Annotated in this window: 20 protein-coding genes and 2 tRNA genes; 18 read left to right on the top strand and 4 right to left on the bottom strand. The window is 70.8% G+C overall.

Translation table 11 applies throughout. From position 1 onward, the window contains the following. Nucleotides 1-48: 48 nt before the first annotated feature. The 9 genes from gnd (at nt 49) to OHS57_RS19200 (ending at nt 10763) form a co-directional block, all read left to right on the top strand. On the top strand, nt 49-975 hold the full coding sequence (gnd, locus tag OHS57_RS19240) for a phosphogluconate dehydrogenase (NAD(+)-dependent, decarboxylating) (RefSeq protein WP_041987403.1): 927 nt from the start codon (nt 49-51) through the stop codon (nt 973-975). Nucleotides 976-1003: 28 nt separating this feature from the next. Next, the gene (gene recF, locus OHS57_RS19235) at nt 1004-2146 is read left to right on the top strand and encodes a DNA replication/repair protein RecF (RefSeq protein WP_041987405.1); all 1143 of its coding nucleotides are present in this window, start codon (nt 1004-1006) and stop codon (nt 2144-2146) included. A gap of 23 nt (nt 2147-2169) precedes the next feature. After that, a complete protein-coding gene (locus OHS57_RS19230) occupies nt 2170-2739 on the top strand; it encodes a DUF721 domain-containing protein (RefSeq protein ID WP_328585108.1) in 570 nt (189 codons plus the stop codon). Nucleotides 2740-3043: 304 nt separating this feature from the next. Then, complete coding sequence (gene gyrB / locus OHS57_RS19225; RefSeq protein WP_041987409.1) at nt 3044-5182, top strand: DNA topoisomerase (ATP-hydrolyzing) subunit B; 2139 nt, start codon at nt 3044-3046, stop codon at nt 5180-5182. Between the two features lie 135 nt (nt 5183-5317). Continuing rightward, nucleotides 5318-7918 (top strand): DNA gyrase subunit A, encoded by a 2601-nt coding sequence (gyrA, locus tag OHS57_RS19220; RefSeq protein ID WP_328585107.1) that lies wholly within the window; start codon nt 5318-5320, stop codon nt 7916-7918. An 87-nt stretch (nt 7919-8005) separates the two neighbouring features. After that, nucleotides 8006-8671, top strand: a complete 666-nt coding sequence (locus tag OHS57_RS19215; protein WP_328582792.1) for a DUF3566 domain-containing protein — start codon at nt 8006-8008, stop codon at nt 8669-8671. Nucleotides 8672-8729: 58 nt separating this feature from the next. Further along, nucleotides 8730-8803, top strand: a tRNA-Ile gene (locus OHS57_RS19210). 226 nt (nt 8804-9029) lie between these two features. Beyond that, nucleotides 9030-9164 (top strand): DLW-39 family protein, encoded by a 135-nt coding sequence (locus OHS57_RS19205; protein ID WP_003958712.1) that lies wholly within the window; start codon nt 9030-9032, stop codon nt 9162-9164. A gap of 207 nt (nt 9165-9371) precedes the next feature. Continuing rightward, on the top strand, nt 9372-10763 hold the full coding sequence (locus OHS57_RS19200; RefSeq protein WP_443043080.1) for a hypothetical protein: 1392 nt from the start codon (nt 9372-9374) through the stop codon (nt 10761-10763). Nucleotides 10764-10773: 10 nt separating this feature from the next. Here OHS57_RS19200 and OHS57_RS19195 read toward each other — a convergent pair whose 3' ends face one another. Further along, nucleotides 10774-12123, bottom strand: a complete 1350-nt coding sequence (locus OHS57_RS19195) for a serine/threonine-protein kinase (RefSeq protein WP_328582790.1) — start codon at nt 12121-12123, stop codon at nt 10774-10776. Between the two features lie 30 nt (nt 12124-12153). After that, the gene (locus OHS57_RS19190; RefSeq protein WP_328582789.1) at nt 12154-12702 is read right to left on the bottom strand and encodes a helix-turn-helix domain-containing protein; all 549 of its coding nucleotides are present in this window, start codon (nt 12700-12702) and stop codon (nt 12154-12156) included. Nucleotides 12703-12889: 187 nt separating this feature from the next. Here OHS57_RS19190 and OHS57_RS19185 point away from each other — a divergent pair. The 5 genes from OHS57_RS19185 (at nt 12890) to OHS57_RS19165 (ending at nt 17893) form a co-directional block, all read left to right on the top strand. Then, a tRNA-Ala gene (locus OHS57_RS19185) sits at nt 12890-12962 on the top strand. A gap of 204 nt (nt 12963-13166) precedes the next feature. Beyond that, a complete protein-coding gene (locus OHS57_RS19180; RefSeq protein WP_443042922.1) occupies nt 13167-14825 on the top strand; it encodes a penicillin-binding transpeptidase domain-containing protein in 1659 nt (552 codons plus the stop codon). 96 nt (nt 14826-14921) lie between these two features. Then, complete coding sequence (bla, locus tag OHS57_RS19175) at nt 14922-15839, top strand: class A beta-lactamase (RefSeq protein WP_443043079.1); 918 nt, start codon at nt 14922-14924, stop codon at nt 15837-15839. A gap of 33 nt (nt 15840-15872) precedes the next feature. After that, entirely contained in the window at nt 15873-17216 is a 1344-nt protein-coding gene (locus OHS57_RS19170; RefSeq protein ID WP_328582787.1) for a sensor histidine kinase, read from the top strand. A 26-nt stretch (nt 17217-17242) separates the two neighbouring features. Then, nucleotides 17243-17893: a LuxR C-terminal-related transcriptional regulator gene (locus OHS57_RS19165; RefSeq protein WP_041995653.1), complete on the top strand. Its 651-nt coding sequence runs from the start codon at nt 17243-17245 to the stop codon at nt 17891-17893. Between the two features lie 21 nt (nt 17894-17914). On the opposite strand, the gene OHS57_RS19160 is transcribed toward OHS57_RS19165, so the two are convergent. Further along, on the bottom strand, nt 17915-18763 hold the full coding sequence (locus OHS57_RS19160; protein ID WP_052457244.1) for a hypothetical protein: 849 nt from the start codon (nt 18761-18763) through the stop codon (nt 17915-17917). A gap of 84 nt (nt 18764-18847) precedes the next feature. Beyond that, complete coding sequence (locus tag OHS57_RS19155) at nt 18848-19246, bottom strand: VOC family protein (protein ID WP_041987424.1); 399 nt, start codon at nt 19244-19246, stop codon at nt 18848-18850. A gap of 102 nt (nt 19247-19348) precedes the next feature. Between OHS57_RS19155 and OHS57_RS19150 the strand changes: the two genes are divergently transcribed. From OHS57_RS19150 to OHS57_RS19135, 4 genes are all read left to right on the top strand, one after another. After that, on the top strand, nt 19349-20353 hold the full coding sequence (locus tag OHS57_RS19150) for a helix-turn-helix transcriptional regulator (RefSeq protein ID WP_328582786.1): 1005 nt from the start codon (nt 19349-19351) through the stop codon (nt 20351-20353). 31 nt (nt 20354-20384) lie between these two features. Next, nucleotides 20385-20771 carry a VOC family protein gene (locus tag OHS57_RS19145; RefSeq protein WP_041987430.1) on the top strand — a complete coding sequence of 129 codons (387 nt, stop codon included), beginning with the start codon at nt 20385-20387 and terminating at the stop codon, nt 20769-20771. Next, nucleotides 20768-21403, top strand: coding sequence for a TetR-like C-terminal domain-containing protein (locus OHS57_RS19140; RefSeq protein ID WP_328582785.1), 636 nt, complete (start codon nt 20768-20770; stop codon nt 21401-21403). Before OHS57_RS19145 ends, OHS57_RS19140 begins: the two co-directional genes overlap by 4 nt. A gap of 156 nt (nt 21404-21559) precedes the next feature. Next, the gene (locus OHS57_RS19135; RefSeq protein ID WP_041987436.1) at nt 21560-21961 is read left to right on the top strand and encodes a DUF6344 domain-containing protein; all 402 of its coding nucleotides are present in this window, start codon (nt 21560-21562) and stop codon (nt 21959-21961) included. The last annotated feature ends 16 nt before the right edge of the window (nt 21962-21977 follow it).

The following is a 21977-nucleotide window of genomic DNA, read 5'->3' as shown; positions in this document are numbered from 1 at the left end:
TAGGCTCGGGCGCGGGTACGAATCGCCTCGACGCTTAAGGATCCCCTGATGGAGCTCGGTCTCATCGGTCTCGGCAAGATGGGCGGCAATATGCGTGAGCGTATCCGCCACGCAGGCCACACCGTCGTCGGATATGACCGCAACCCGGACGTTTCCGATGTGCACAGCCTGCAGGAGCTGGTGGGCAAGCTCAAGGGGCCGCGTGTGGTGTGGGTGATGGTCCCGGCCGGGGCCGCCACCCAGGCCACGATCGACGAGCTGTCCGGGCTGCTGGAGCCCGGCGACGTCGTGGTGGACGGCGGGAACTCCCGCTGGACGGACGACGAGAAGCACGCGGTCGAGCTGGGCATCAAGGGGATCGGCTTCGTCGACTGCGGTGTCTCCGGCGGCGTCTGGGGCCTGGAGAACGGCTACGCGCTGATGTACGGCGGCACGCCGGAGAACGTGGCGAAGGTCGAGCCGATCTTCGACGCGCTGAAGCCCGAGGGCGACTTCGGCTCCGTGCACGCGGGCAAGGTCGGCGCCGGGCACTTCGCGAAGATGGTCCACAACGGCATCGAGTACGCGATGATGCAGGCGTACGCCGAGGGCTGGGAGCTGCTGGAGAAGGCCGGCTCCGTCACCGACGTGCGCGAGGTGTTCCGCTCCTGGCAGGAGGGGACGGTCATCCGTTCCTGGCTGCTGGACCTCGCGGTCAACGCCCTGGACGACGACGAGCACCTGGAGCAGCTGCGGGGCTACGCGGAGGACTCGGGCGAGGGCCGGTGGACGGTCGAGGCGGCCATCGACCACGCGGTGCCGCTGCCCGCGATCACCGCGTCGCTGTTCGCGCGGTTCGCCTCCCGGCAGGACGACTCGCCGCAGATGAAGATGGTCGCCGCGCTGCGCAACCAGTTCGGCGGGCATTCGGTGACGTCCAAGGAGTCGACCGGCGCCCCCAAGGGGTCGAAGCCGGGTTCGGCGAAGAAGAAGTAGCTCAGACCGGGGAGGCCGGCGCACATCCATGCACGTCACGCATCTGTCGCTGGCCGACTTCCGGTCGTACGCCCGGATCGAGGTGCCCCTCGATCCGGGCGTCACCGCGTTCGTGGGGGCGAACGGGCAGGGCAAGACCAATCTCGTCGAGGCGGTCGGCTATCTGGCGTCCCTCGGCAGCCACCGGGTGTCGTCGGACGCGCCGCTGGTGCGCGCGGGCGCCGAGCGCGCGGTGATCAGGGCCTCGGTCACCCAGGGGGAGCGGTCCCAGCTGGTCGAGATCGAGCTGAATCCCGGCCGGGCCAACCGGGCCAGGATCAACAGGTCCTCGCAGGTCAGGCCGCGCGATGTGCTGGGGATCGTCCGGAGCGTGCTGTTCGCCCCGGAGGATCTCGCGCTGGTGAAGGGCGACCCGGGTGAGCGCCGCAAATTCCTCGACGAGCTGATCACCGCCAGGTCGCCCCGGATGGCCGGGGTGCGCTCCGACTACGACCGGGTGCTGCGCCAGCGCAACACGCTGCTGAAGTCGGCCGCCATGGCCCGGCGGCACGGCGGGCGCGGGGCCGACCTCTCGACGCTGGACGTGTGGGACCAGCATCTGGCCCGGGTCGGCGCCGAACTGCTGGCGCAGCGTGCCGATCTGATCGCCGTGCTCCAGCCGCTGACGGACAAGGCGTACGAGCAGGTGGCGCCCGGGGGCGGCCCGGTGGCGCTGGAGTACCGCTCGTCGGCCGTCGGGGACGGCGAGGGCCTGGGCGACGGACCGCAGGGGCGCGACGAGCTGTACGAGCGGCTGCTGGTGGCGCTGGCGGAGGTGCGCAAGCAGGAGATCGAGCGGGGTGTGACGCTGATCGGCCCGCACCGTGACGATCTCGTGCTGAAGCTGGGGCGGCTGCCGGCCAAGGGGTACGCCAGCCACGGTGAGTCCTGGTCGTACGCGCTGGCACTGCGGCTGGCCTCGTACGACCTGCTGCGCGCCGAGGGGAACGAGCCGGTGCTGGTGCTGGACGACGTGTTCGCCGAGCTGGACAGCAAACGGCGCGAGCGGCTGGCCGAGCTGGTGGTCCCGGGCGAGCAGGTGCTGGTGACGGCCGCAGTGGACGACGACGTGCCGGGAGTGCTCAAGGGCACCCGGTTCCTGGTCGCCGACGGGACCGTGGAGCGCGCGTGAGCGGCCGCAGGAGCGAGCCCGAGCTGCCCGAGCCGGGCAGCGGACCGGCCGCAGGACCCGGCCCCGGAGGGGCCGCGACCCCCGCACCCGCCGAGTCGTCCGGCGTCGACCTGGCGCGGGTGGCGCTGCGCGCGGCGAAGGAGCAGGCACGCGCCCGTGGGGCGGCGGCCCAGCAGAAGAAGGATTCGCGCAGGGGCGGCGGGCTGCGCTCCGGGGCCCGTGCGGACGGGCGTGACCCGCTGCCGCTGGGCGCGGCGATCAACCGGCTGATCACGGAGCGCGGCTGGGAGACCCCGGCCGCGGTCGGCGGCGTGATGGGCCGGTGGCCGCAGATCGTCGGGGACGACGTGGCCAACCACTGTGTGCCGGAGCGCTACGACGAGGACGAGCGGATCCTGACCGTGCAGTGCGACTCGACGGCCTGGGCGACGCAGCTGCGGCTGCTGACGCCCCGGCTGGTGGCCCGGCTGAACGAGGACCTGGGGCACGGAACCGTACGCGTGATCAAGGTGCTCGGCCCGCAGGGACCGCCGCAGCGCTACGGCCGGCTCCGCGCGCCGGGCAGCAAGGGCCCCGGCGACACGTACGGCTGAGCCGGCCGCCGGCCCTGCCGCCCCGCCGACCTCCGACCGCCGTCGGCTTCGCCCGGCGACCCCTGTGTGACCTGGGAAGACGCCCGGGAAGATTGAGGCGTCCCTCACCGTGGCGAGAGGTTGACAGTGCGAAGCGCTCAATGCCCGTGTGAGCCTCTTGGAGCCCCTTCCCGAATGTGGGGAGTCGGAGGGCGCTGATTCAGGGCGGCACATGCGGACTCAGGTACCCGCAAACCCCCATTCGGGTCGGCGCTACCGGTAGACTGATGGTAAATCCCGCTGTGCTTGCGGGAACCGTCAACAGATGCTGACACAAGCCGAACGACGCAGCCGCTCCCGCTTGCACGGAGAACGGCCTGCGCTGTGCCAGAAAGGGCGCTTCGTGGCCGATTCCGGCAACCCCCATGAGAAGACACCGTCCGCTGCGACCGGCGAGCACGGCGAGGTGACTGCCTCGTACAACGCCAGTGCGATCACCGTGCTGGAAGGGCTGGACGCGGTCCGCAAGCGGCCCGGTATGTACATCGGCTCGACCGGTGAGCGTGGCCTTCATCACCTGGTGTACGAGGTCGTCGACAACTCCGTCGACGAAGCGCTCGCCGGGCACGCGGACACCATCGACGTGACGATCCTCGCCGACGGCGGGGTGCGCGTGATCGACAACGGCCGCGGTATCCCCGTCGGCATCGTGCCGTCCGAAGGCAAGCCGGCCGTCGAGGTCGTGCTGACGGTGCTGCACGCGGGCGGCAAGTTCGGCGGCGGCGGCTACGCCGTCTCCGGTGGTCTGCACGGCGTCGGTGTCTCGGTCGTCAACGCGCTGTCCTCGCGGGTGTCCGTCGAGGTCAAGACCGAGGGACACCGCTGGACGCAGGACTACAAGCTCGGCGTTCCGACGGCTCCGCTGGCGCAGAACGAGGAGACGGACGAGACGGGCACGACCGTCACGTTCTGGGCCGACCCCGACGTCTTCGAGACGACCGAGTACTCGTTCGAGACGCTGTCGCGCCGCTTCCAGGAGATGGCCTTCCTCAACAAGGGCCTGACGCTGACGCTGACGGACGAGCGCGAGTCGGCGAAGGCGGCGGTGGCCGCGGACGTCGCGGGCGCCGACGCGGCGGCCGAGGAGGCCGCTGCCGAGCAGCAGGCCCGTACGGTGACGTACTTCTACGAGGGCGGCATCGTCGACTTCGTGAAGTACCTGAACTCCCGCAAGGGCGAGCTGATCCACCCGACGGTCATCGACATCGAGGCCGAGGACAAGGACCGGCTGCTCTCGGTCGAGATCGCGATGCAGTGGAACGCGCAGTACAGCGAGGGTGTGTACTCCTTCGCCAACACGATCCACACGCACGAGGGCGGTACGCACGAAGAGGGCTTCCGCGCGGCGATGACCGGTCTGGTCAACCGCTACGCGCGCGAGAAGAAGTTCCTGCGCGAGAAGGACGACAACCTCGCCGGCGAGGACATCCGCGAGGGTCTGACGGCGATCATCTCGGTGAAGCTGGGCGAGCCGCAGTTCGAGGGCCAGACGAAGACCAAGCTCGGCAACACCGAGGCGAAGACGTTCGTGCAGAAGATCGTGCACGAGCATCTGACGGACTGGTTCGACCGCAACCCGAACGAGGCGGCGGACATCATCCGCAAGTCGATCCAGGCCGCCACGGCCCGGGTCGCCGCCCGTAAGGCGCGGGACCTGACCCGTCGTAAGGGGCTGCTGGAGAGCGCCTCGCTGCCCGGCAAGCTGAGCGACTGTCAGTCCAACGACCCGTCGAAGTGCGAGATCTTCATCGTCGAGGGTGACTCCGCCGGCGGCTCGGCGAAGTCCGGCCGTAACCCGATGTACCAGGCGATCCTGCCCATCCGCGGCAAGATCCTGAACGTCGAGAAGGCGCGGATCGACAAGATCCTGCAGAACACCGAGGTGCAGGCGCTGATCTCGGCCTTCGGCACGGGTGTGCACGAGGACTTCGACATCGAGAAGCTCCGCTATCACAAGATCATCCTGATGGCGGACGCCGACGTCGACGGACAGCACATCAACACGCTGCTGCTGACGTTCCTGTTCCGCTTCATGCGCCCGCTGGTCGAGGCCGGCCATGTGTATCTCTCCCGGCCGCCGCTCTACAAGATCGGCTGGGGCAGGGACGACTTCGAGTACGCCTACTCCGACCGGGAGCGCGACGCCCTGATCGAGCTGGGCAAGCAGAACGGCAAGCGGGTCCGCGAGAACTCGATCCAGCGCTTCAAGGGTCTGGGCGAGATGAACGCAGAGGAACTGCGGATCACCACGATGGACATCGACCACCGGGTGCTCGGCCAGGTCACCCTGGACGACGCGGCCCAGGCCGACGACCTGTTCTCGGTGCTGATGGGCGAGGACGTCGAGGCCCGGCGCTCCTTCATCCAGCGCAACGCCAAGGACGTCCGCTTCCTCGACATCTGAGTCGGCCTCAGCTGACGGATTCGACAAGGCCGAAAGGAACATTGACCAGCAATGGCCGACGACAACGCCCCCCACAACGCTGACAACGCCGACGAGGCGGGTACGCCTGACTCGTCGGCGAGCCCGACCCCCGGTATGCCCGGCTCCCCTGTCGTCTCGGAGACGGTGCAGGTGGAGGGTCTGGCCCTGCGCGTCGAGCCGGTCGGGCTCGAGACGGAGATGCAGCGCTCGTACCTCGACTACGCGATGTCCGTCATCGTCTCGCGAGCGCTGCCGGACGTACGGGACGGTCTCAAGCCCGTGCACCGCCGCGTGCTGTACGCGATGTACGACGGCGGCTACCGGCCCGAGAAGGGCTTCTACAAGTGCGCCCGCGTCGTCGGTGACGTCATGGGTACGTACCACCCGCACGGTGACTCGTCGATCTACGACGCACTGGTGCGCCTGGCCCAGCCGTGGTCGATGCGGATGCCGCTGGTGGACTCCAACGGCAACTTCGGCTCTCCCGGCAACGACCCCGCCGCCGCCATGCGGTACACCGAGTGCAAGATGATGCCGCTGTCCATGGAGATGGTCAGGGACATCGACGAGGAGACCGTCGACCTCACCGACAACTACGACGGCCGTAACAAAGAGCCGGTCGTGCTGCCGGCCCGTTTCCCGAACCTGCTGGTCAACGGCTCCGCCGGGATCGCGGTCGGGATGGCGACCAACATCCCGCCGCACAATCTGCGCGAGGTAGCGGCCGGTGCGCAGTGGGCGCTGGAGCACCCCGAGGCCAGTCACGAGGAGCTGCTCGACGCGCTGATCGAGCGCATCAAGGGCCCCGACTTCCCCTCGGGCGCGCTGGTCGTGGGGCGCAACGGCATCGAGGACGCGTACCGCACGGGCCGCGGCTCGATCACGATGCGCGCGGTTGTCGCCGTCGAGGAGATCCAGAACCGGCAGTGTCTCGTCGTCACCGAACTGCCGTACCAGACCAACCCGGACAATCTCGCCCAGAAGATTGCCGACCTGGTCAAGGACGGCAAGGTCGGCGGGATCGCCGACGTCCGTGACGAGACGTCGTCGCGCACCGGCCAGCGGCTGGTCATCGTCCTGAAGCGGGACGCGGTCGCCAAGGTCGTCCTGAACAACCTGTACAAGCACACCGATCTGCAGAGCAACTTCAGCGCGAACATGCTGGCGCTGGTGGACGGCGTGCCGCGCACCCTGTCGCTGGACGCGTTCATCCGGCACTGGGTGACGCACCAGATCGAGGTCATCGTCCGCCGTACGCGCTTCCGGCTGCGCAAGGCCGAGGAGCGGGCGCACATCCTGCGTGGACTGCTCAAGGCGCTCGACGCGATCGACGAGGTCATCGCGCTGATCCGGCGCAGCGACACGGTCGAGACCGCGCGCGAGGGCCTGATGGGCCTGCTGGAGATCGACGAGATCCAGGCCAACGCGATCCTGGAGATGCAGCTGCGCCGGCTCGCCGCGCTGGAGCGGCAGAAGATCGTCGCCGAGCACGACGAACTTCAGGCCAAGATCAACGAGTACAACGCGATCCTGGCATCGCCGGAGAAGCAGCGGCAGATCGTCAGCGAGGAGCTGGCCGTCATCGTCGACAAGTTCGGCGACGACCGGCGCTCCAAGCTGGTGCCCTTCGACGGTGACATGTCCATCGAGGACCTGATCGCCGAGGAGGACATCGTCGTCACGATCAGCCGTGGCGGCTATGTGAAGCGTACGAAGACCGACGACTACCGCTCGCAGAAGCGCGGCGGCAAGGGCGTGCGGGGCACGAAGCTGAAGGAGGACGACATCGTCGACCACTTCTTCGTGTCGACGACCCACCACTGGCTGCTGTTCTTCACCAACAAGGGCCGCGTCTACCGGGCGAAGGCGTACGAACTGCCCGACGCGGGACGCGAGGCGCGCGGCCAGCACGTGGCCAATCTGCTCGCTTTCCAGCCGGACGAGCAGATCGCGGAGATCCTCGCGATCCGGGATTACGAGGCCGCCCCGTATCTCGTTCTGGCCACCAAGGCGGGACTGGTCAAGAAGACCTCGCTCAAGGACTACGATTCACCGCGGTCGGGGGGTGTCATCGCGATCAACCTCCGGGAGACGGAGGCGGGTGGCGACGACGAGCTGATCGGCGCCGAGCTGGTGTCCGCCGAGGACGATCTGCTGCTCATCAGCCGTAAGGCGCAGTCGATCAGGTTCACCGCGACGGACGACGCCCTGCGGCCGATGGGCCGTGCCACCTCAGGTGTCAAGGGCATGAGTTTCCGTGAGGGAGACGAACTGCTCTCGATGAATGTGGTCAGGCCCGGTACCTTCGTCTTCACGGCGACGGACGGCGGGTACGCGAAGCGGACCCCCATCCGGGAGTACCGCGTCCAGGGCCGTGGCGGCCTGGGCATCAAGGCTGCGAAGATTGTGGAGGACCGCGGGTCTCTCGTCGGAGCGCTGGTGACCGAGGAAACGGATGAGATCCTCGCCATCACGCTGAGCGGCGGTGTGATTCGCACGCGAGTCAACGAAGTCAGGGAGACGGGCCGTGACACCATGGGCGTCCAACTGATCAACCTGGGCAAGCGTGATGCCGTCGTCGGTATCGCTCGTAACGCCGAGGCAGGCCGAGAGGCCGAAGAGGTCGACGGGACCGATGACCCGGGGACCGAAGAGGCCACAGCGGCCGATGCCGTCGAGGGCACGGAGCCTTCGGCCGGGGAGCACGAGGAGTAAAGCGTGAGTGGAGCCACGGGCGCCGGGTCGGCCGCTTCCGGAGCGAACGGTGCCCGTGGCCCTGCCACGGACTCCCAGGGGGTTACGGTGACGGACAGTCGGGGGCAGCAGCCCCCGTACGAGACGTACGGCGCTGAGCAGTCGCAGCAGGCGGGACCTCAGCCGTACCACCCGCCGCAGGCGTACGCAGCGCCGCAGGGCGGGACTCAGGGCGGGACCCCGACGTCGGGCGGTCAGTCCGGCAGGCACGGCGGCGCCCAGCCGGCGCCGGCGGGGCCCGCCGCGGCCGCCGGTCCGGTGGGCTCGGTCGGATCGGCCGGTCCTGTCACCGCGCCGCCGGCCGCGGTACGCAGGCCGCGTACGGGAGCGCGTACGACACCGCGCACCCGCAAGGCGCGGCTGCGGGTGGCCAAGGCCGACCCGTGGTCGGTGATGAAGGTCAGCTTCCTGCTCTCCATCGCCCTCGGCGTGTGCACGGTCATCGCCGCCGCCGTGCTGTGGATGGTCATGGACGCGATGGGCGTCTTCTCGACCGTCGGCGGCACGATCAGTGAGGCGACCGGTTCCAACGAGGGCAACGGGTTCGACCTCCAGTCGTTCCTCTCGCTGCCGCGCGTGCTCATCTTCACCGGCGTCATCGCCGTGATCGATGTCGTGCTCGCGACGGCTCTGGCCACGCTGGGATCGTTCATCTACAACCTCTCGGCGGGCTTTGTGGGCGGCGTGGAGCTGACCCTCGCCGAGGACGAGTGAGGACCGGATACCGATTTTGGGGCTGGCCGTGAAGTGCGCTAATCTTCAGGGGCAGCGCGGGGCTATAGCTCAGTTGGTTAGAGCGCATCCCTGATAAGGATGAGGCCCCAGGTTCAAATCCTGGTAGCCCCACCGCGACATTCGGCCCGCACGGTATCCGTACCGTGCGGGCCGATTGCATTCCGTGTTCTTATGACCGGCTGTTCTTTCTCCTCGTTGCGGCGCGAGTTGAGGCCCGGGTTGAGGGCCGGGTTGAGGGCCGGGAGTCGGCGGGCGGCCAGGTCACTGATCGGTATCGGTCGGTGTGTATAGTCGGGCGCCAGAAGACTCCTACGTCAAGGAAAGACGAGGTCGCGCGGTGAAGAAGCTTCTCCTGGTCGCACTGGCCGCCATCGGCGGGCTCCTCGTGTACCGCCAGATCCAGGCGGACCGCGCCGAGCAGGATCTGTGGACGGAGGCCACCGACTCCGTGCCCGCAGGTTCGGGTGTGTGAGACGCGGCAGTCCCGATAGTCGAATGCGAGCCCCGGTCGCCGAGCGGCCGGGGCTTCGTGCTGCCTTGCCGGGGCCGGGTGCCTTGCGGTCTGCCCTTGCGCGCGCAAACCCGTGCCAGGTGACGTGCGGGCGGTGCAGGATGGACCGGCACCGTGACCGGTGCGCGGGGCGATGAACGGGGGAGGCGCGTGAGGCGCGTGCAGCGCTTGAAGAGGCGGCGGCCGGCGGGGCGTCCGCGCGGCCGGGTGGGTGCGACAGCGGCCAGCGCCGGGGCCTGCGCCGTACTGTTCCTGGCGGCGCTGCCGGGTCAGTCCGCGGCTGCGGCCGACGGGCCGGGCTCGTACGCCTTCCAGCCCGGGGCGCAGCGGATCGCGGGGGCGGCCACGACGAGCGACGCGAAGGCGATCCGGGCGGGGTCCACGTACCGCGACACGATCAGGCTGGACGGCAAGCTCATCTACCGCGTCGACCTGGACGCGAAGACCAACGCGTACGTCTCCGCCGTGGCGGTGCCGGGGGCCGGTGCGAAGGTCGCGTACGGGGACAAGATCGAGGTGTCGCTGCAGAATCGTGACGGCATCAACTGCAGTTCCAACAATGCCCAGTTCGGGCCGTCCACGGAATACCCCAGACCGCTGGCCGCCTATGCCTACCGGACGGTCGACCCGACCTCGCCGCTGTGCCAGGAGGCCGGCACGTACTACGTCGTGATCGAGCGGACCGGCGGGGACGACGCGGCCGACGATCCGTGGGAGCTGGAGATACGCGACGTCGCTGAGCCGGGGCTCAGCGCGGCGGGACCGACCAGGCCGCCGGAGAACTGGCCCAGCGCTTCCCCGGCGCCGCTTGTCGCCGAACCGAGGCAGCGCGCCGGCGGGGCCGGCTTCTCCGACGCGACGTCGCTGACGCGGGGCGAGTGGGCGACGAAGATCGAGCCGGGGCAGTCGCTGTTCTACCGGGTGCCGGTCGACTGGGGGCAGCAGCTCTTCACCAGCGTGGACCTGGGCAGTTCGGGCGGGACGGGGTACGTCGGCGGGGCGCTGTCCGTGGCGCTGTACAACCCGGCGCGCGGTCTCGTCGACAGCAGCGACTCGCTCTCGTACGACGGCAAGCAGAAGACGACGTCGCTGCCGCCGCTGCCGCCGGTGGCGTACGAGAACCGCTTCGACCCGTCTTCGGGCGACAAGGACATGCGGTTCGCCGGCTGGTACTACCTGCGGGTCAGTCTCAGCCCCGAGGTGGGCAAGACCTTCGGCGACAAGGCGTACGGGCTGACGCTGGAGACGAACGTGAAGGGCAACGCCACCAGCGGGCCTGGATACGCGGGTCCCGCGGGCGACTTCGCGGTGACTGACGACGACCGTGAGGCGGCGACGGACGGGCGGAGCGCGGCGGGGGCGGCGGGTCCCGACGGGACGATGCGGCTGGTCGGGTTCGCCGGGATCGGCGCGGGCACCGTGCTTGTACTGATGCTCGGGATCTGGACGCTGCTGGCCAGGCGGCGGGCGGCGGGTGCGGCTGGTCCGGCGGGTCCGGCGGGTTCAGCGGGTCAGGAACCGGGCGCCGGGCAGGGGTTCGGGCCGCCGCCGGCCTGGTGAGGAAGGCCGGTCAGGCCTGGGTCAGTGCCCAGATGCCCACGGCGAAGCAGACAAGAGCGAGCAGCAGGACCGGGACCGTCACCTTCGGGGGCGGTCCCGGTCGTGTGCTGGGGGCCCGGTGGGAGGGCGCGGAGGCCTGCGGGCGCTCGGCGGTGTAGGGACGGGTGGCGGCCGCGTGCATGGCTGTGGAGGGCGTGGGCGACTGCTGCGGGAAGTGTTGGCGTCGGGGCGACGGAGAGGGCGGCGGCGGGAGGTGGAAGCTGCCGGTGTCCGACATGGCGGAGGCGTGGGCGGCGGGTGTGACCGGTGTCGCCGGTGTGTCGGCCACGGTCGGCGGGTGCGCGGGCGGCGGCGGGGTGGGGGTCGGCGTGGGGGTGGGCGTGGGGTCGGCCTGGATCACCTGCTGCCGACCCGACCGCGGGTCCGGCTGAGCGTCACCCGGCTGAGGACCACCTGGCTGAGGACCCGGCCGGGGACCCGTCGGGGGACCGGACGGGCCGAAGGGGGCGGGCAGCGGACCGATCTGGTCGAAGACCTCGACCGGCTCGTCGTCGGGGCCGGGTTCGGGGAGCAGCTGTACGGCCGTCGACAGGGCCTTGAGCGTGCCGGTGGCCGTCCGGAACCGGAGGTTCGGGTCCGGCTGCAGCAGGCCCGCCAGCACGTGCCACAGCGGCTCGGGGATGCCCTGCGGCGCTCCGGGGGTGCCGTGCGCGGCGAAGTACTCGATCAGGGCCTTCGCGTCGGGTTTCTGACCCTGCAACAGGTAGAGCGCGACCAGGCCGACGGCGAAGAGGTCGGCGGGGAAGTCGGGCTCGGCGCCCATCATCTGCTCGGGCGCGAAGTAACCGGGCGTGCCCACCACGTAGTTGGTTTCGGTCAGGCGCGGTTCGCCCTTGCGCATGGAGATGCCGAAGTCCGACAGGCGCAGATGCGGCCGGGCCGTGCCGGTGGCCTCCAGCAGGATGTTCGCCGGTTTGATGTCGCGGTGCACGACGCCCTCGGCGTGCACGGCGGTGAGTCCGGACAGCAGCTGTTCGAGGAGCGTGCAGACGAAGCGGGGCGGCAGCGGTCCGTAGTCGCCTATGAGATGCGCCAGCGAGCCGCCGCTCACCAGGTCCATGGTGAACAGCACCTTGTCGTCGTCGGCCGCCCAGCTGGCCGGCGCGAGGACATGGGGATGATCGATCCGCAGGGCCTGTTCCCTGACGAAGCGCAGCAGGGTGTGCGCGTCGCTCTGCTGGAGGACCTTGGCCGCGACGTACCGCCTGCGCCGCTGGTCCCAGGCCCGCCAGACCGCGCCGACACCGCCGCGCCCGATCGGGTCGATCAGTTCGTACCGTCCCGCGAAGACCTCACCCATTGCGCCGCGCCCGCCCCCCGTCGTCCTCGGTCAGCCCTGGTGCGCCTCGTAGTGGGCCACCGCGTCGGCGGTGCGCCCGGCGCCGTACACCCTGAGGAACTCTGCCAGTTCGGGCTGGCTGAGGGCGAGGGAGTCGGCGGCGTCGATGATGTCGCCCGCAGCGGCGACGGACCGCAGCAGGGACTGGATCTCCCGCACCACCCGGCGGACCGTCGGCGCGCCCGAGCTGTTCGTCGTCTGGCTGGTCCCGGTGAGGACGGAACCACCCTGCGACTTCTTGATCGCTTCCATCCGGTCCGTGGCCTCCACGGCGCCGACGCTGCCGTCGGCGACCTGTCCCGCCAGGTCCTGCAGGGCCTGGACGCGCTGGACGACGGCGGGGTTGCCGATCTTCGCCCGCTGACCGCTCATGAGCTGGGAGAGCATCGGCGCCGAGAGCCCGAGCACCGCGGCCAGCCGGGCCTGGTTGAGACCCAGGTCGTCGATGAGCCTGCGGAAGAGAGCGCCCAGCGGCTCTCCGTACCAGCTTCTCTGCAGCTCTCTCGCTCTGGCTGTGGATTCCTGCTGTGCGGCGTCCATCGCGTCTCCCCATCGCATCCCCTTCGCGGCAGCTTCGCTGCTGCGAACCTCGTGGGGCATCCTACGGAGCGTGGTCGCGGACGGGGAGTCCCAATCCTTTTGCGGGATCCCCCGTGGGACCCGGTACTCTGGTCCCCGGTACCGGCCGCGCCGCTCTGCGCAGCTCAGCCGTACCCGACCCGTTCCGGGGGCCTTAGCTCAGTTGGTAGAGCGCTGTCTTTGCATGGCAGATGTCAGGGGTTCGACTCCCCTAGGCTCCACTTTTCGAGAGGCCTCCTGACCCGCGGTAACGCGAGTCAGGAGGCCTCTTTGTGTTCGTGGGCTCCGGATGCCTCTCCACCGCCGGTCCACACCCCCTGGCATGCGTCGATACACCGTGCGAATCGCTGTGATGGCGAGAGCATATTCGACATGTGCGTCATGGGCGGGTTTGACTTCCGGACGACTCGGAAACGGAGAGCACCTTGACGCACACCGGCAGCCGGAACAGCCACGGCCCGCACACCACGCACGGACGGTGGAGACGCCAGGGGCGACTGCTCGCCGTCCTCGTGGCCCTCGGCCTGCTCGCGGGAGGCGGGTACGCCGTCTTCAGCCTCCTGGGCGGCGACGCCCAGGACGACGAGCAGGTCACGTCCGCCCGCAAGCCCTTGGCGGCCTTCCTCGCCGGGTGGGCCGGGCACGACGCGCGGAAGGCGGCGCGCTACACCGACACACCCGACAGCGCCGCCTCGCTCCTCACCTCGGTGCTGACGAACCTCAAGCCGTCGAAGACCACCATCGACGCGGCAGGGGGCCGGAAGAAGGACGACGGGGAGGTGGACTTCCCCTTCACCGTGTCCATGACGGTCCCCGGCGCCGGCGACCTCACCTGGCGCTCCCGGGCGCGGGTGGTCGACACGTCGGGCAGCTGGAAGGTCGCCTTCACCTCTCCGACGGTCCACCCGGAGCTGACGTCCGGGCAGACCCTCGCCCTCAAGAGCACCGGCAACCGGGCGCGGGTGCTGGACGCCGAGGGTGACCCGCTCCAGGCCGACAGCCTCGTCGGAACCGTCGACCCGGCGACCGGCAAAGGCGCCTCAGGACTTGAGGCCCGCTACGACAAGGTCCTGTCCGGGGGCGGGAAGGCGGGCAAGTCACTGGTGGCCGCCGACCGGGAGAGCGGACGCGCCGTCAAGAACCTCGGTACGGAGGCGAAGGCAGCGGGCCGCCCGGTGCGCACCACCATCGACCCGCGGGTCCAGCGGGCGGCGGCCGACGCGCTGGCGGACTTCGACGGCAACGCAGCCATCGTCGCCGTCAACCCGGACAACGGCCGCATACTGGCCGCCGCCAACCGGCCGGGCGGTCTCAACCGCGCGCTCGAAGGGCGCTACCCGCCCGGTTCCACCTTCAAGGTCGTCACCGCGGCCGCCCTGCTGAAGGGCGGTCTGCGGCCGGGGGACCCGGCGGCCTGCCCCAAGTTCGCCGACGTCGACGGGCAACGGTTCGAGAACCAGGACCAGTTCGACCTTCCCCCCGGCTCGACGTTCCGGGACGTCTTCGCCCGGTCCTGCAACACCTACTTCGTCAACGCGCGCGGCCGGCTCTCCGACACCGCCCTGCGCGACGCGGCCCAGGCGTTCGGCGTCGGCGGCAGCTGGGACGTGGGCGCGAGCACCTACGACGGCAGCGTCCCCGTCAACACGGGCGACAACGACAAGGCAGCGGCCACCATCGGCCAGGCACGTGTCCTGGCCTCACCCCTGGTGATGGCCTCCATGGCCGCCACGGTCAAGAACGGCGGCTTCGACCAGCCGGTGCTGGTGCCGGACGAGGTACGGAAGAAGTACCGGGCCCCGGCGCGACTGGACACCGAGGTCGCGGGCCGGCTCCGCGAGCTGATGCGGGCCACCGTGACGTCCGGTTCCGCCCACGCGCTGAAGGGACTGCCGGGCGAGCCGCACGCCAAGACCGGAACCGCCGAGTTCGGCGGCGACAACCCGCCGCGCACCCACGCCTGGATGATCGGCTACCAGGGCGGATCCGACCTCGCGTGGTCGGTGCTCCTGGAGGACGGCGGCTCGGGCGGCGCCGACGCGGGGCCCGTCGCCGCGCGGTTCCTGCGCGCCCTGGCCCGCTGAGCAGCGCCCTGGCGCGCCGAACGGCCCGCTGAACGGCGCCCGGCCCGCCCCAACGACCCCATCGGAACGGAGAGTCGGCACACGGTGCGCACCCCAATCCCTTTCTCCCGGCGCGCCGCGCTCGCCACGCTGGCCGGGGCCGCGACCCTGCCGCTGGTCGGCTGCGGTGACGGTGACACCCGCGGCGAGCAGCCGGCCGCCGCCAAGCCCCCGGCCCCGCCGCCCGCCGCTCCTCGTACGGAGGGCGCGTTCGGCGGCCTTGAGCGGGAGTTCGACGCGCGGCTCGGCGTGTACGCCCTCGACACCGGCAGCGGCCGGACCGTCACGCACCGGCCCGACGAACGGTTCGCCTACGCCTCCACCTGCAAGGCGCTGCTCGCCGGCGCCGTACTGGACCGGTACTCGCTCCGGCAGCTGGAGCGGCTGGTGCGCTACGACCGCGACGATCTCGTGTCCGATTCGCCGGTCACGGAGAAGCACGCCGGCACCGGACTGACCCTGCGTGAGCTGTGCGACGCCGCGATCCGCTACAGCGACAACACCGCGGCCAACCTTCTCTTCCGCCAACTCGGCGGCCCCCGGGGCCTGCAGACAGCGCTGCGCGGGCTCGGGGACAAGGTCACGCGATGTGACCGCTACGAAGTCGCGCTCAGCGACGCGGTCCCCGGTGACGTACGCGACACCAGCACGCCCCGCGCGCTCGCCGGCGGTCTGCGGGCGTACGTACTCGGCGCCACGCTCCCCGCGGACCGGCGTGCCGTGCTGACCGACTGGCTCAAGCGCAACACCACCGGCGCCACCACGATCCGGGCCGGCGCCCCGGACGGCTGGCAGGTCGGCGACAAGACCGGCACGGGCGGCTACGGGACCCGTAACGACATCGCCGTCCTGTGGCCGCCCACCGCCGCTCCCGTGGTCCTCGCCGTCATGTCCCGCCGGGACACCAAGAACGCCGAGCGCGACGACGCGCTCATCGCGCGGGCAGCGAAGGTCGCGCTCGGCGCGATCGTCTGAGGACCGCGTCGGCGCGACATTAAGCTGTGGGGCATGGCTCAGTCGTCGCTCTCCGTGGTCGCGGGTCGGTGGCGGCCGGGCGGCCGGTCCACCGCCCGCTTCGGGCGCCGCACGCTCGTGGAATCGCTGTACCTCCTCACCGCGCCGGTCAGCGCCGTGGCCGGTCTGCTGCTGGTGACCGGCGCTCTGTGCGCCGGAGCGGCCGCCTCGCTGCTGCCGCGCGGGGCGCGCCTCGCGGCCCACGCACTGGCGACGGCGCGGTGGCCGGGCGATCTGGAGTGGTGGCGGATCGGCGCCGCCCGGTCCCAGGCGGCCAGGACGGGGACGACGACAGCGGCCCGGCGGCCGGGGCCGAAGGGGACGCCCGAAGCGGCCGACCCGGGGCTGTGGCTCGACCTGGCGCACGCCGTACTGGTGCTGCCCGTCGTGCTGGTGACCTCGGCGGTCACCGCGCTGTGGTGGTTCGCGGGCGTCGCGACCGCCACGTACCCCCTGCGCAGCCAGGTCACGCCGGGATCGCTGCGGCCCATGACGCTGTACGCGGGCAGCGAGCGCTCCCACGTCGCCCTGAGCCTGGGGCTGACGTCGCCGGGCGGGCGGCTCGCCTTCGCGCTCACGCTCGCCGTCCTGCTGCTGTCCACCCTGCCGCTGGTGACCCGGATGTGCGTGGCCGCGCAGGCCGGTCTGGGCCAGGCGCTGCTGTCCGACATGTCCGCGCTGCACCGCAGGATCAGCGGTCTTGAGCGGGAGCGGGACACCGCACGCGCGCAGGCCGTCGCAGCGGTGACGGCCGAGGCGGCGGCCCTGCGCCGGCTCGAACGCGACATCCACGACGGGCCCCAACAGCAGCTCGTCCGGCTCGCGATGGAACTGGGCCGCGCCCAGCACCACTTCGACCGTGATCCGGAACTGGTACGGGCGGCACTGGCCGACGCCGTCGTGCAGACCCAGGAGGCGCTGGACGAGCTACGGGCCCTGTCACGCGGCATCGCCCCGCCGATCCTCGCCGACCGGGGGCTGCGGGAGGCGCTGTCCGCGCTGGCGGCGCGCTGTGTCGTACCCGCCGCACTCGACGCCGGTCCGACGGACGGCCGGCTGGACCCCGCCGTGGAGACGGCCGCCTACTTCGTGGTCGCGGAGGCGCTGACGAACGTGGCCAAGCACAGTTGTGCCGGCAGCTGCACCGTCGGCATGCGGCACGCGGAGGGCACCCTGCGGGTCTGGGTGACGGACGACGGGGTGGGCGGCGCGGCTCTGGCCAAGGGCCACGGGCTGCGCGGGCTGGCCGACCGGGTGCAGGCGGTCGGCGGCCAACTCCGGGTGGACAGCCCCGAGGACGGCCCTACGACGGTCAGCGCGGCGCTGCCATGTCGCTGACCTCCGTCCCGGCCGCCCGGGACCCGCTGCGGATCGTCGTCGCCGACGACGCCGTGCTGCTGCGCGAGGGGCTGGTCCGGCTGCTCGCCGAGGACGGTCACGAGGTGGTGGCCGCCGTCGGTGACGGCCCCGCCTTGGTCGAAGCGGTGCTCGCACACCGCCCGGACGTCTCGGTCGTCGACGTACGGATGCCGCCGACGCACACCGACGAGGGGCTGCGGGCGGCGATCACCGCGCGCGGACAGCTGCCGGGCTCCCCCATGCTCGTGCTCAGTCAGTACGTGGAGGTGTCCTACGCCGCCGAGCTGCTCGCCGACGGGTCCGGCGCCGTCGGCTATCTGCTGAAGGACCGGGTCGCCAAGGTCGAGGAGTTCCTGGACGCCCTGGCGCGCGTCGCCCGTGGTGCGACGGTGCTCGATCCGCAGGTGGTCGCCCAGGTGCTGACCGGCCGTCGCCGGGACGACCCGCTGGCCGCGCTGACCCCGCGGGAGCGGCAGCTGCTGGGGCTGATGGCCGAGGGGCATTCCAACACGGCCATCGCCCGCCGGCTCGCGCTGTCCAACAGCGCGGTGGAGAAGCACATCGGCAATGTCTTCGCGAAGCTCGGGCTGCCGCCCGACGACGCCCAGCACCGCCGGGTGCTCGCCGTCCTCGCCTATCTCAACCTCAGCGCCTGACCGCCTGTCACCAGCCGCCCGTCACCAGCCGCCTTCGAAGAAGGCCAGCAGGGCGGGCGCCGGATCGGCCGTGACGGTCACATTCGCCACGGCGATGACGACGAAGGGGACGGCGACCACGGCCCAGCCGAGGCCGAACGACCTGAACAGCCGCCGCGCCCGCCGGTCGGAGGCGTCCGTCCGGACAAACCGCTTCCACGCCACCACGCTCAGCGCGACAAGGACGGCCACCACCGTCGTCGCGGCGACGGCTATCACTACGTGATAGCGGGCGAAGTCGTCGACCATCACCCTGAGGGCGGGGGGAGTTCCGGCGCCGGTCTCCGGATAGTCGGCCAGCCGCCGGCGTATGTCGTGGACGGCGTCGGCGAGTGCTCCGTGCGGCGGATGGTCCAGCAGCGAAAGGAGTGAGGAGAAGGGGGCAATCGCGCCCTGGACATTGGCCATGAGCAGCACGACGGAGAAAAGCGCGAGCGCCGTGACGACCGCCCCGGCCGACGCGACAGCGGTTCTTCTCCCCTTTCCCGCAGTCCGCTGTCCCGTAGTCCGCGGAAACGCCTTCCGGAGGAGAATTCCGAGCGCGACGAGCACACCCAGCAGCAGTGCGGCGGCCACCGCCTTCACCACGTGATAGGCGGACCAGTAGTCGACGACCCTCGCCAGGTCCGGGGTGTATCGCCGGTCGCCGGAATTCCAGTAACCGACGAACGTCTCGGAGAAGCTGTCGGTGAGATCGCCCTGACTGCCGTAGTCGTGGCCGGAGACGGCGGCGGCCAGCGGGCGGGGAGCGTAGACGAACGCGGGGACGAGGGCCACAGCGAGGGCGGTGAGCACGCCGAACGTGCTGGTGGGACGGGATGGTGATCGCATACGGACGACCATGTCGCAGCGCCGCAGCCGGGTCATTGCAGTGCGCCATCCACTTGGGGTGTGGCCAGCCACACCCCGACTGCCTCAGCGGTCCTGCCTGCGTACCGCGTCGGCGGTGACGGGCGTGAAGAGATTCAGCAGATTTCCGTCCGGGTCCCTGAGCAGCAGCGAACGGTTGCCCCACGGCATGGTCGTCGGGGTCTGTACGACCTCGCAGTCGAGGGCGGTCAGCCGCCGGTATTCCGCGTCCACGTCGGCGACCCGGAATTCGATGATCACCGTACGGTTGGCGGCCGGCTCCGCGCTACCGGCGCCGAACAGGGCCACGGTGCGGGTGCCGGCGATGGCCAGCGTGCATGAGGGCGTGACGAGTTCGGCAAATTCCGGGGTCGACCACGCGGCCGGAACGGCGATGACCTTTTCGTAGAACGTGACGAGACGAGCGACGTCGTCGGTGATGACCCGGACCGAAACGAAATTCATGAGGGGGCTCCTGTCAGTAAGGGCGGTAAAGGTGCGGACACCTCGAACGCTACGACCGATACCGGACAGAATCCGCCCGGTATCTGCGGCAGACTTCGTGCCGTGACCACATCGACCGCCCGAGTCCTCGCCCTGCTGGAGATCCTGCAGAGTGGCGGCCTGCGTACGGTGCCCGACCTGGCCGCCCGGCTGGACGTGGACGAGCGCACCGTGCGCCGCTACGTCGGCCACCTCCTGGAGCTGGGGGTGCCCGTCGACTCGGTGCGTGGCCGCTACGGCGGCTACCGGCTCGCGCCCGGTTACCGGATGCCGCCGCTGATGCTCACCGACGAAGAGGCCCTGGCCGTGCTGCTCGGTCTGCTGGCCGGTCAGCGGGCCGGTCTTGTCACCACGTCCGCGGCGGCGGGCGAGAGCGCGGCGGCGAAGCTGCGGCGGGTGCTGCCCCGGGCTCTGGGGCAGCGGCTTGAGGCGCTGCTGGCGACGGCCGACTTCACCGCGCGTCCACGGCCGGGCGTCGCGCCCGGGACGGATGTGCTGCTGGAGCTGGCCGAGGCCGCACGCGCGCGGCGGCCGGTGGCGATCAGCTACACCGACCGCAAGGGCCACGACAGCGAACGCACCGTGCTGCCGTACGGACTCGTGGCGCATTCCGGGCGCTGGTACCTGACCGGCGCCGATCCGGACAGCGGTGAGGTGCGCACCTTCCGTCTCGACCGGATCTCCGCCCTGCGCGTACTGCCCGGGTCGTTCGCCGTTCCGGCCGGCTTCGACCCGGCGGCCACCGTGGTGGACAGCCTCGCCCGCACCCCGTGGGCCCACGACGTGTCCCTGCGGATCAAGGCCGGTCCCGAGCACATCCGCCGCCACCTCCCGCCCGGCGTCGCCACCCTGTCCCCGGCCACGGCGGGGCCCGACGGGGACACCGGCTGGATCCAGGTCCGGATCCGGGCCGAGCGGCTGGACTGGATCCCACCCGTGATCGCCGCTCTCGACAGCCCGTTCGTGATCGAGCACCCGGCCGCGCTGCGTGATCTCGTACGCGCGCTGGCCCGCAGGCTGGACGAGAACGCCGGCAACGATTACGATCCGGACCGGTCCGGATCGTAATGAGTCCGGCAGCAGCCACCAAGGGGGAGCCATGCGCGTCAAGGACTTCGATCATCTGGTGCTCAACGTGGGGGACGTGGAGCGCGCCCTTGAGTTCTACTGCGGGCCGCTCGGCCTGGAACCCGTCCGGGTGGCGGAATGGCGGGCGGGGAAAGTGCCCTTCCCCTCCGTACGGGTCAGCCCGGTGACGATCATCGACCTGGTCGACCGGCCGCGCGGCGAGTCGAACGTGGACCATCTCTGCCTGGTCGTCGAGCCGTTGGACTGGCAGGAGGTCATCGACTCCGGGGTCTTCACCGTCCTGGAAGGACCCGTTGGACGGTACGGGGCGCGCGGCGAAGCGCGCTCCGTATACGTGGCGGACCCGGACGGCAACACGGTCGAGCTGCGCTGGTACCCGCAGGACGCCGGGCGATGACCCCTTCGGCGCCCGGCCGCCCGCGCGATCCGGCCATCGACGCCGCCGTCCTGGCGGCCACGCTCGACGTGCTGGGCGAGAGCGGATACGCCGGGTTCGCGCTGGAGAAGGTGGCCGCCCGTGCGGCGACGACGAAGGCGGCGATCCGCAGGCGCTGGCCCGTACGACAGAACCTGCTCATCGACGCGCTCGCCTCGGTCCTCGTCGTCCCGCCGGTGCCCGACAACGGCTGCACCCGCTGCGATCTGATCGAGAGTGTCGAACTGCTCGCCGACGCGCTGCACGAACGGCTGCCGTCCGGGGTGCTGGCCGCGCTGATCGCGGACTGCGCCCCCGACGCCGACCTGCACCGCAGGCTGCTCGACGAGCTGCTGCGGCCCAGCCGCAGGGCCGCCACGACAGCGGTCGCCCGCGCGGTCGACCGGGGTGATCTGCTGCCCGACGTGGATCCGGAGCTGCTGGTCGACCTGCTCGCGTCGACGGTGTATCAGCGGGCCCTGTTCGGCGACGTATCGCCCGCCAAGGGCGCGGCGGGCCGGCTGGTGGACCTGCTGCTGCGCGGCGTCGCCGTCGACTTCGACCGGCTCGTACGGATCAGCCGGCAGCCCGCGCACCTGCGGCACCGGGCCTGACGCACACACAGATCAGGATTTCCGCACGGTGATTGGACCGTAAGAGTGGTGTTCATCCTAAGAGCTGCGCACGGGCGGCGTCGCTCCGTGGATTCCCGAAATGCGTACTCATCATAAGGAAGGTAAGTAGATCGCCCAACCCGAAAGCGAGGGGTCATGGCCGCCTTCAAGGTCAAGAGTCTGTGGACCGTCTTCCTCACCGCGTTCTTCGCGGTGCTCACCTCACTGGGCCTCACCGCCCCCGCCACCGCGGCCGGTGCCGCTGTTCAGCAGCCCGCCGAGCAGCCGGCCGACCAGCCGGTTCCCGCGCCCTTCGGCACGACCCACCGAGAGGAAGGTGCGGCCCAGTCGGGCTGGGCACTACTGCCCGCCCCGCTGCCGCGTGACCGCTCGCTGCCGCCCACGATCAAGCAGCGCATCCGCGCCGAGGCGCACGGTTCCTCGCCCTCGGTCCGGCACCTGCCTGTAGGGATCGACGACGCCGACGGTTCGTCCGAGACGTCTGCCGCCGCCGACGAGAACGCGTACGCCGCCCAAGCCGCGCTCGTCGCAGCGTGAGGCGCCGGGATACCCG

Origin of the sequence: Streptomyces sp. NBC_00370 (assembly GCF_036084755.1) — a bacterium.
Taxonomy (GTDB): Bacteria; Actinomycetota; Actinomycetes; order Streptomycetales; family Streptomycetaceae; genus Streptomyces.
This window is presented reverse-complemented; position numbering and strand designations above follow the sequence as displayed.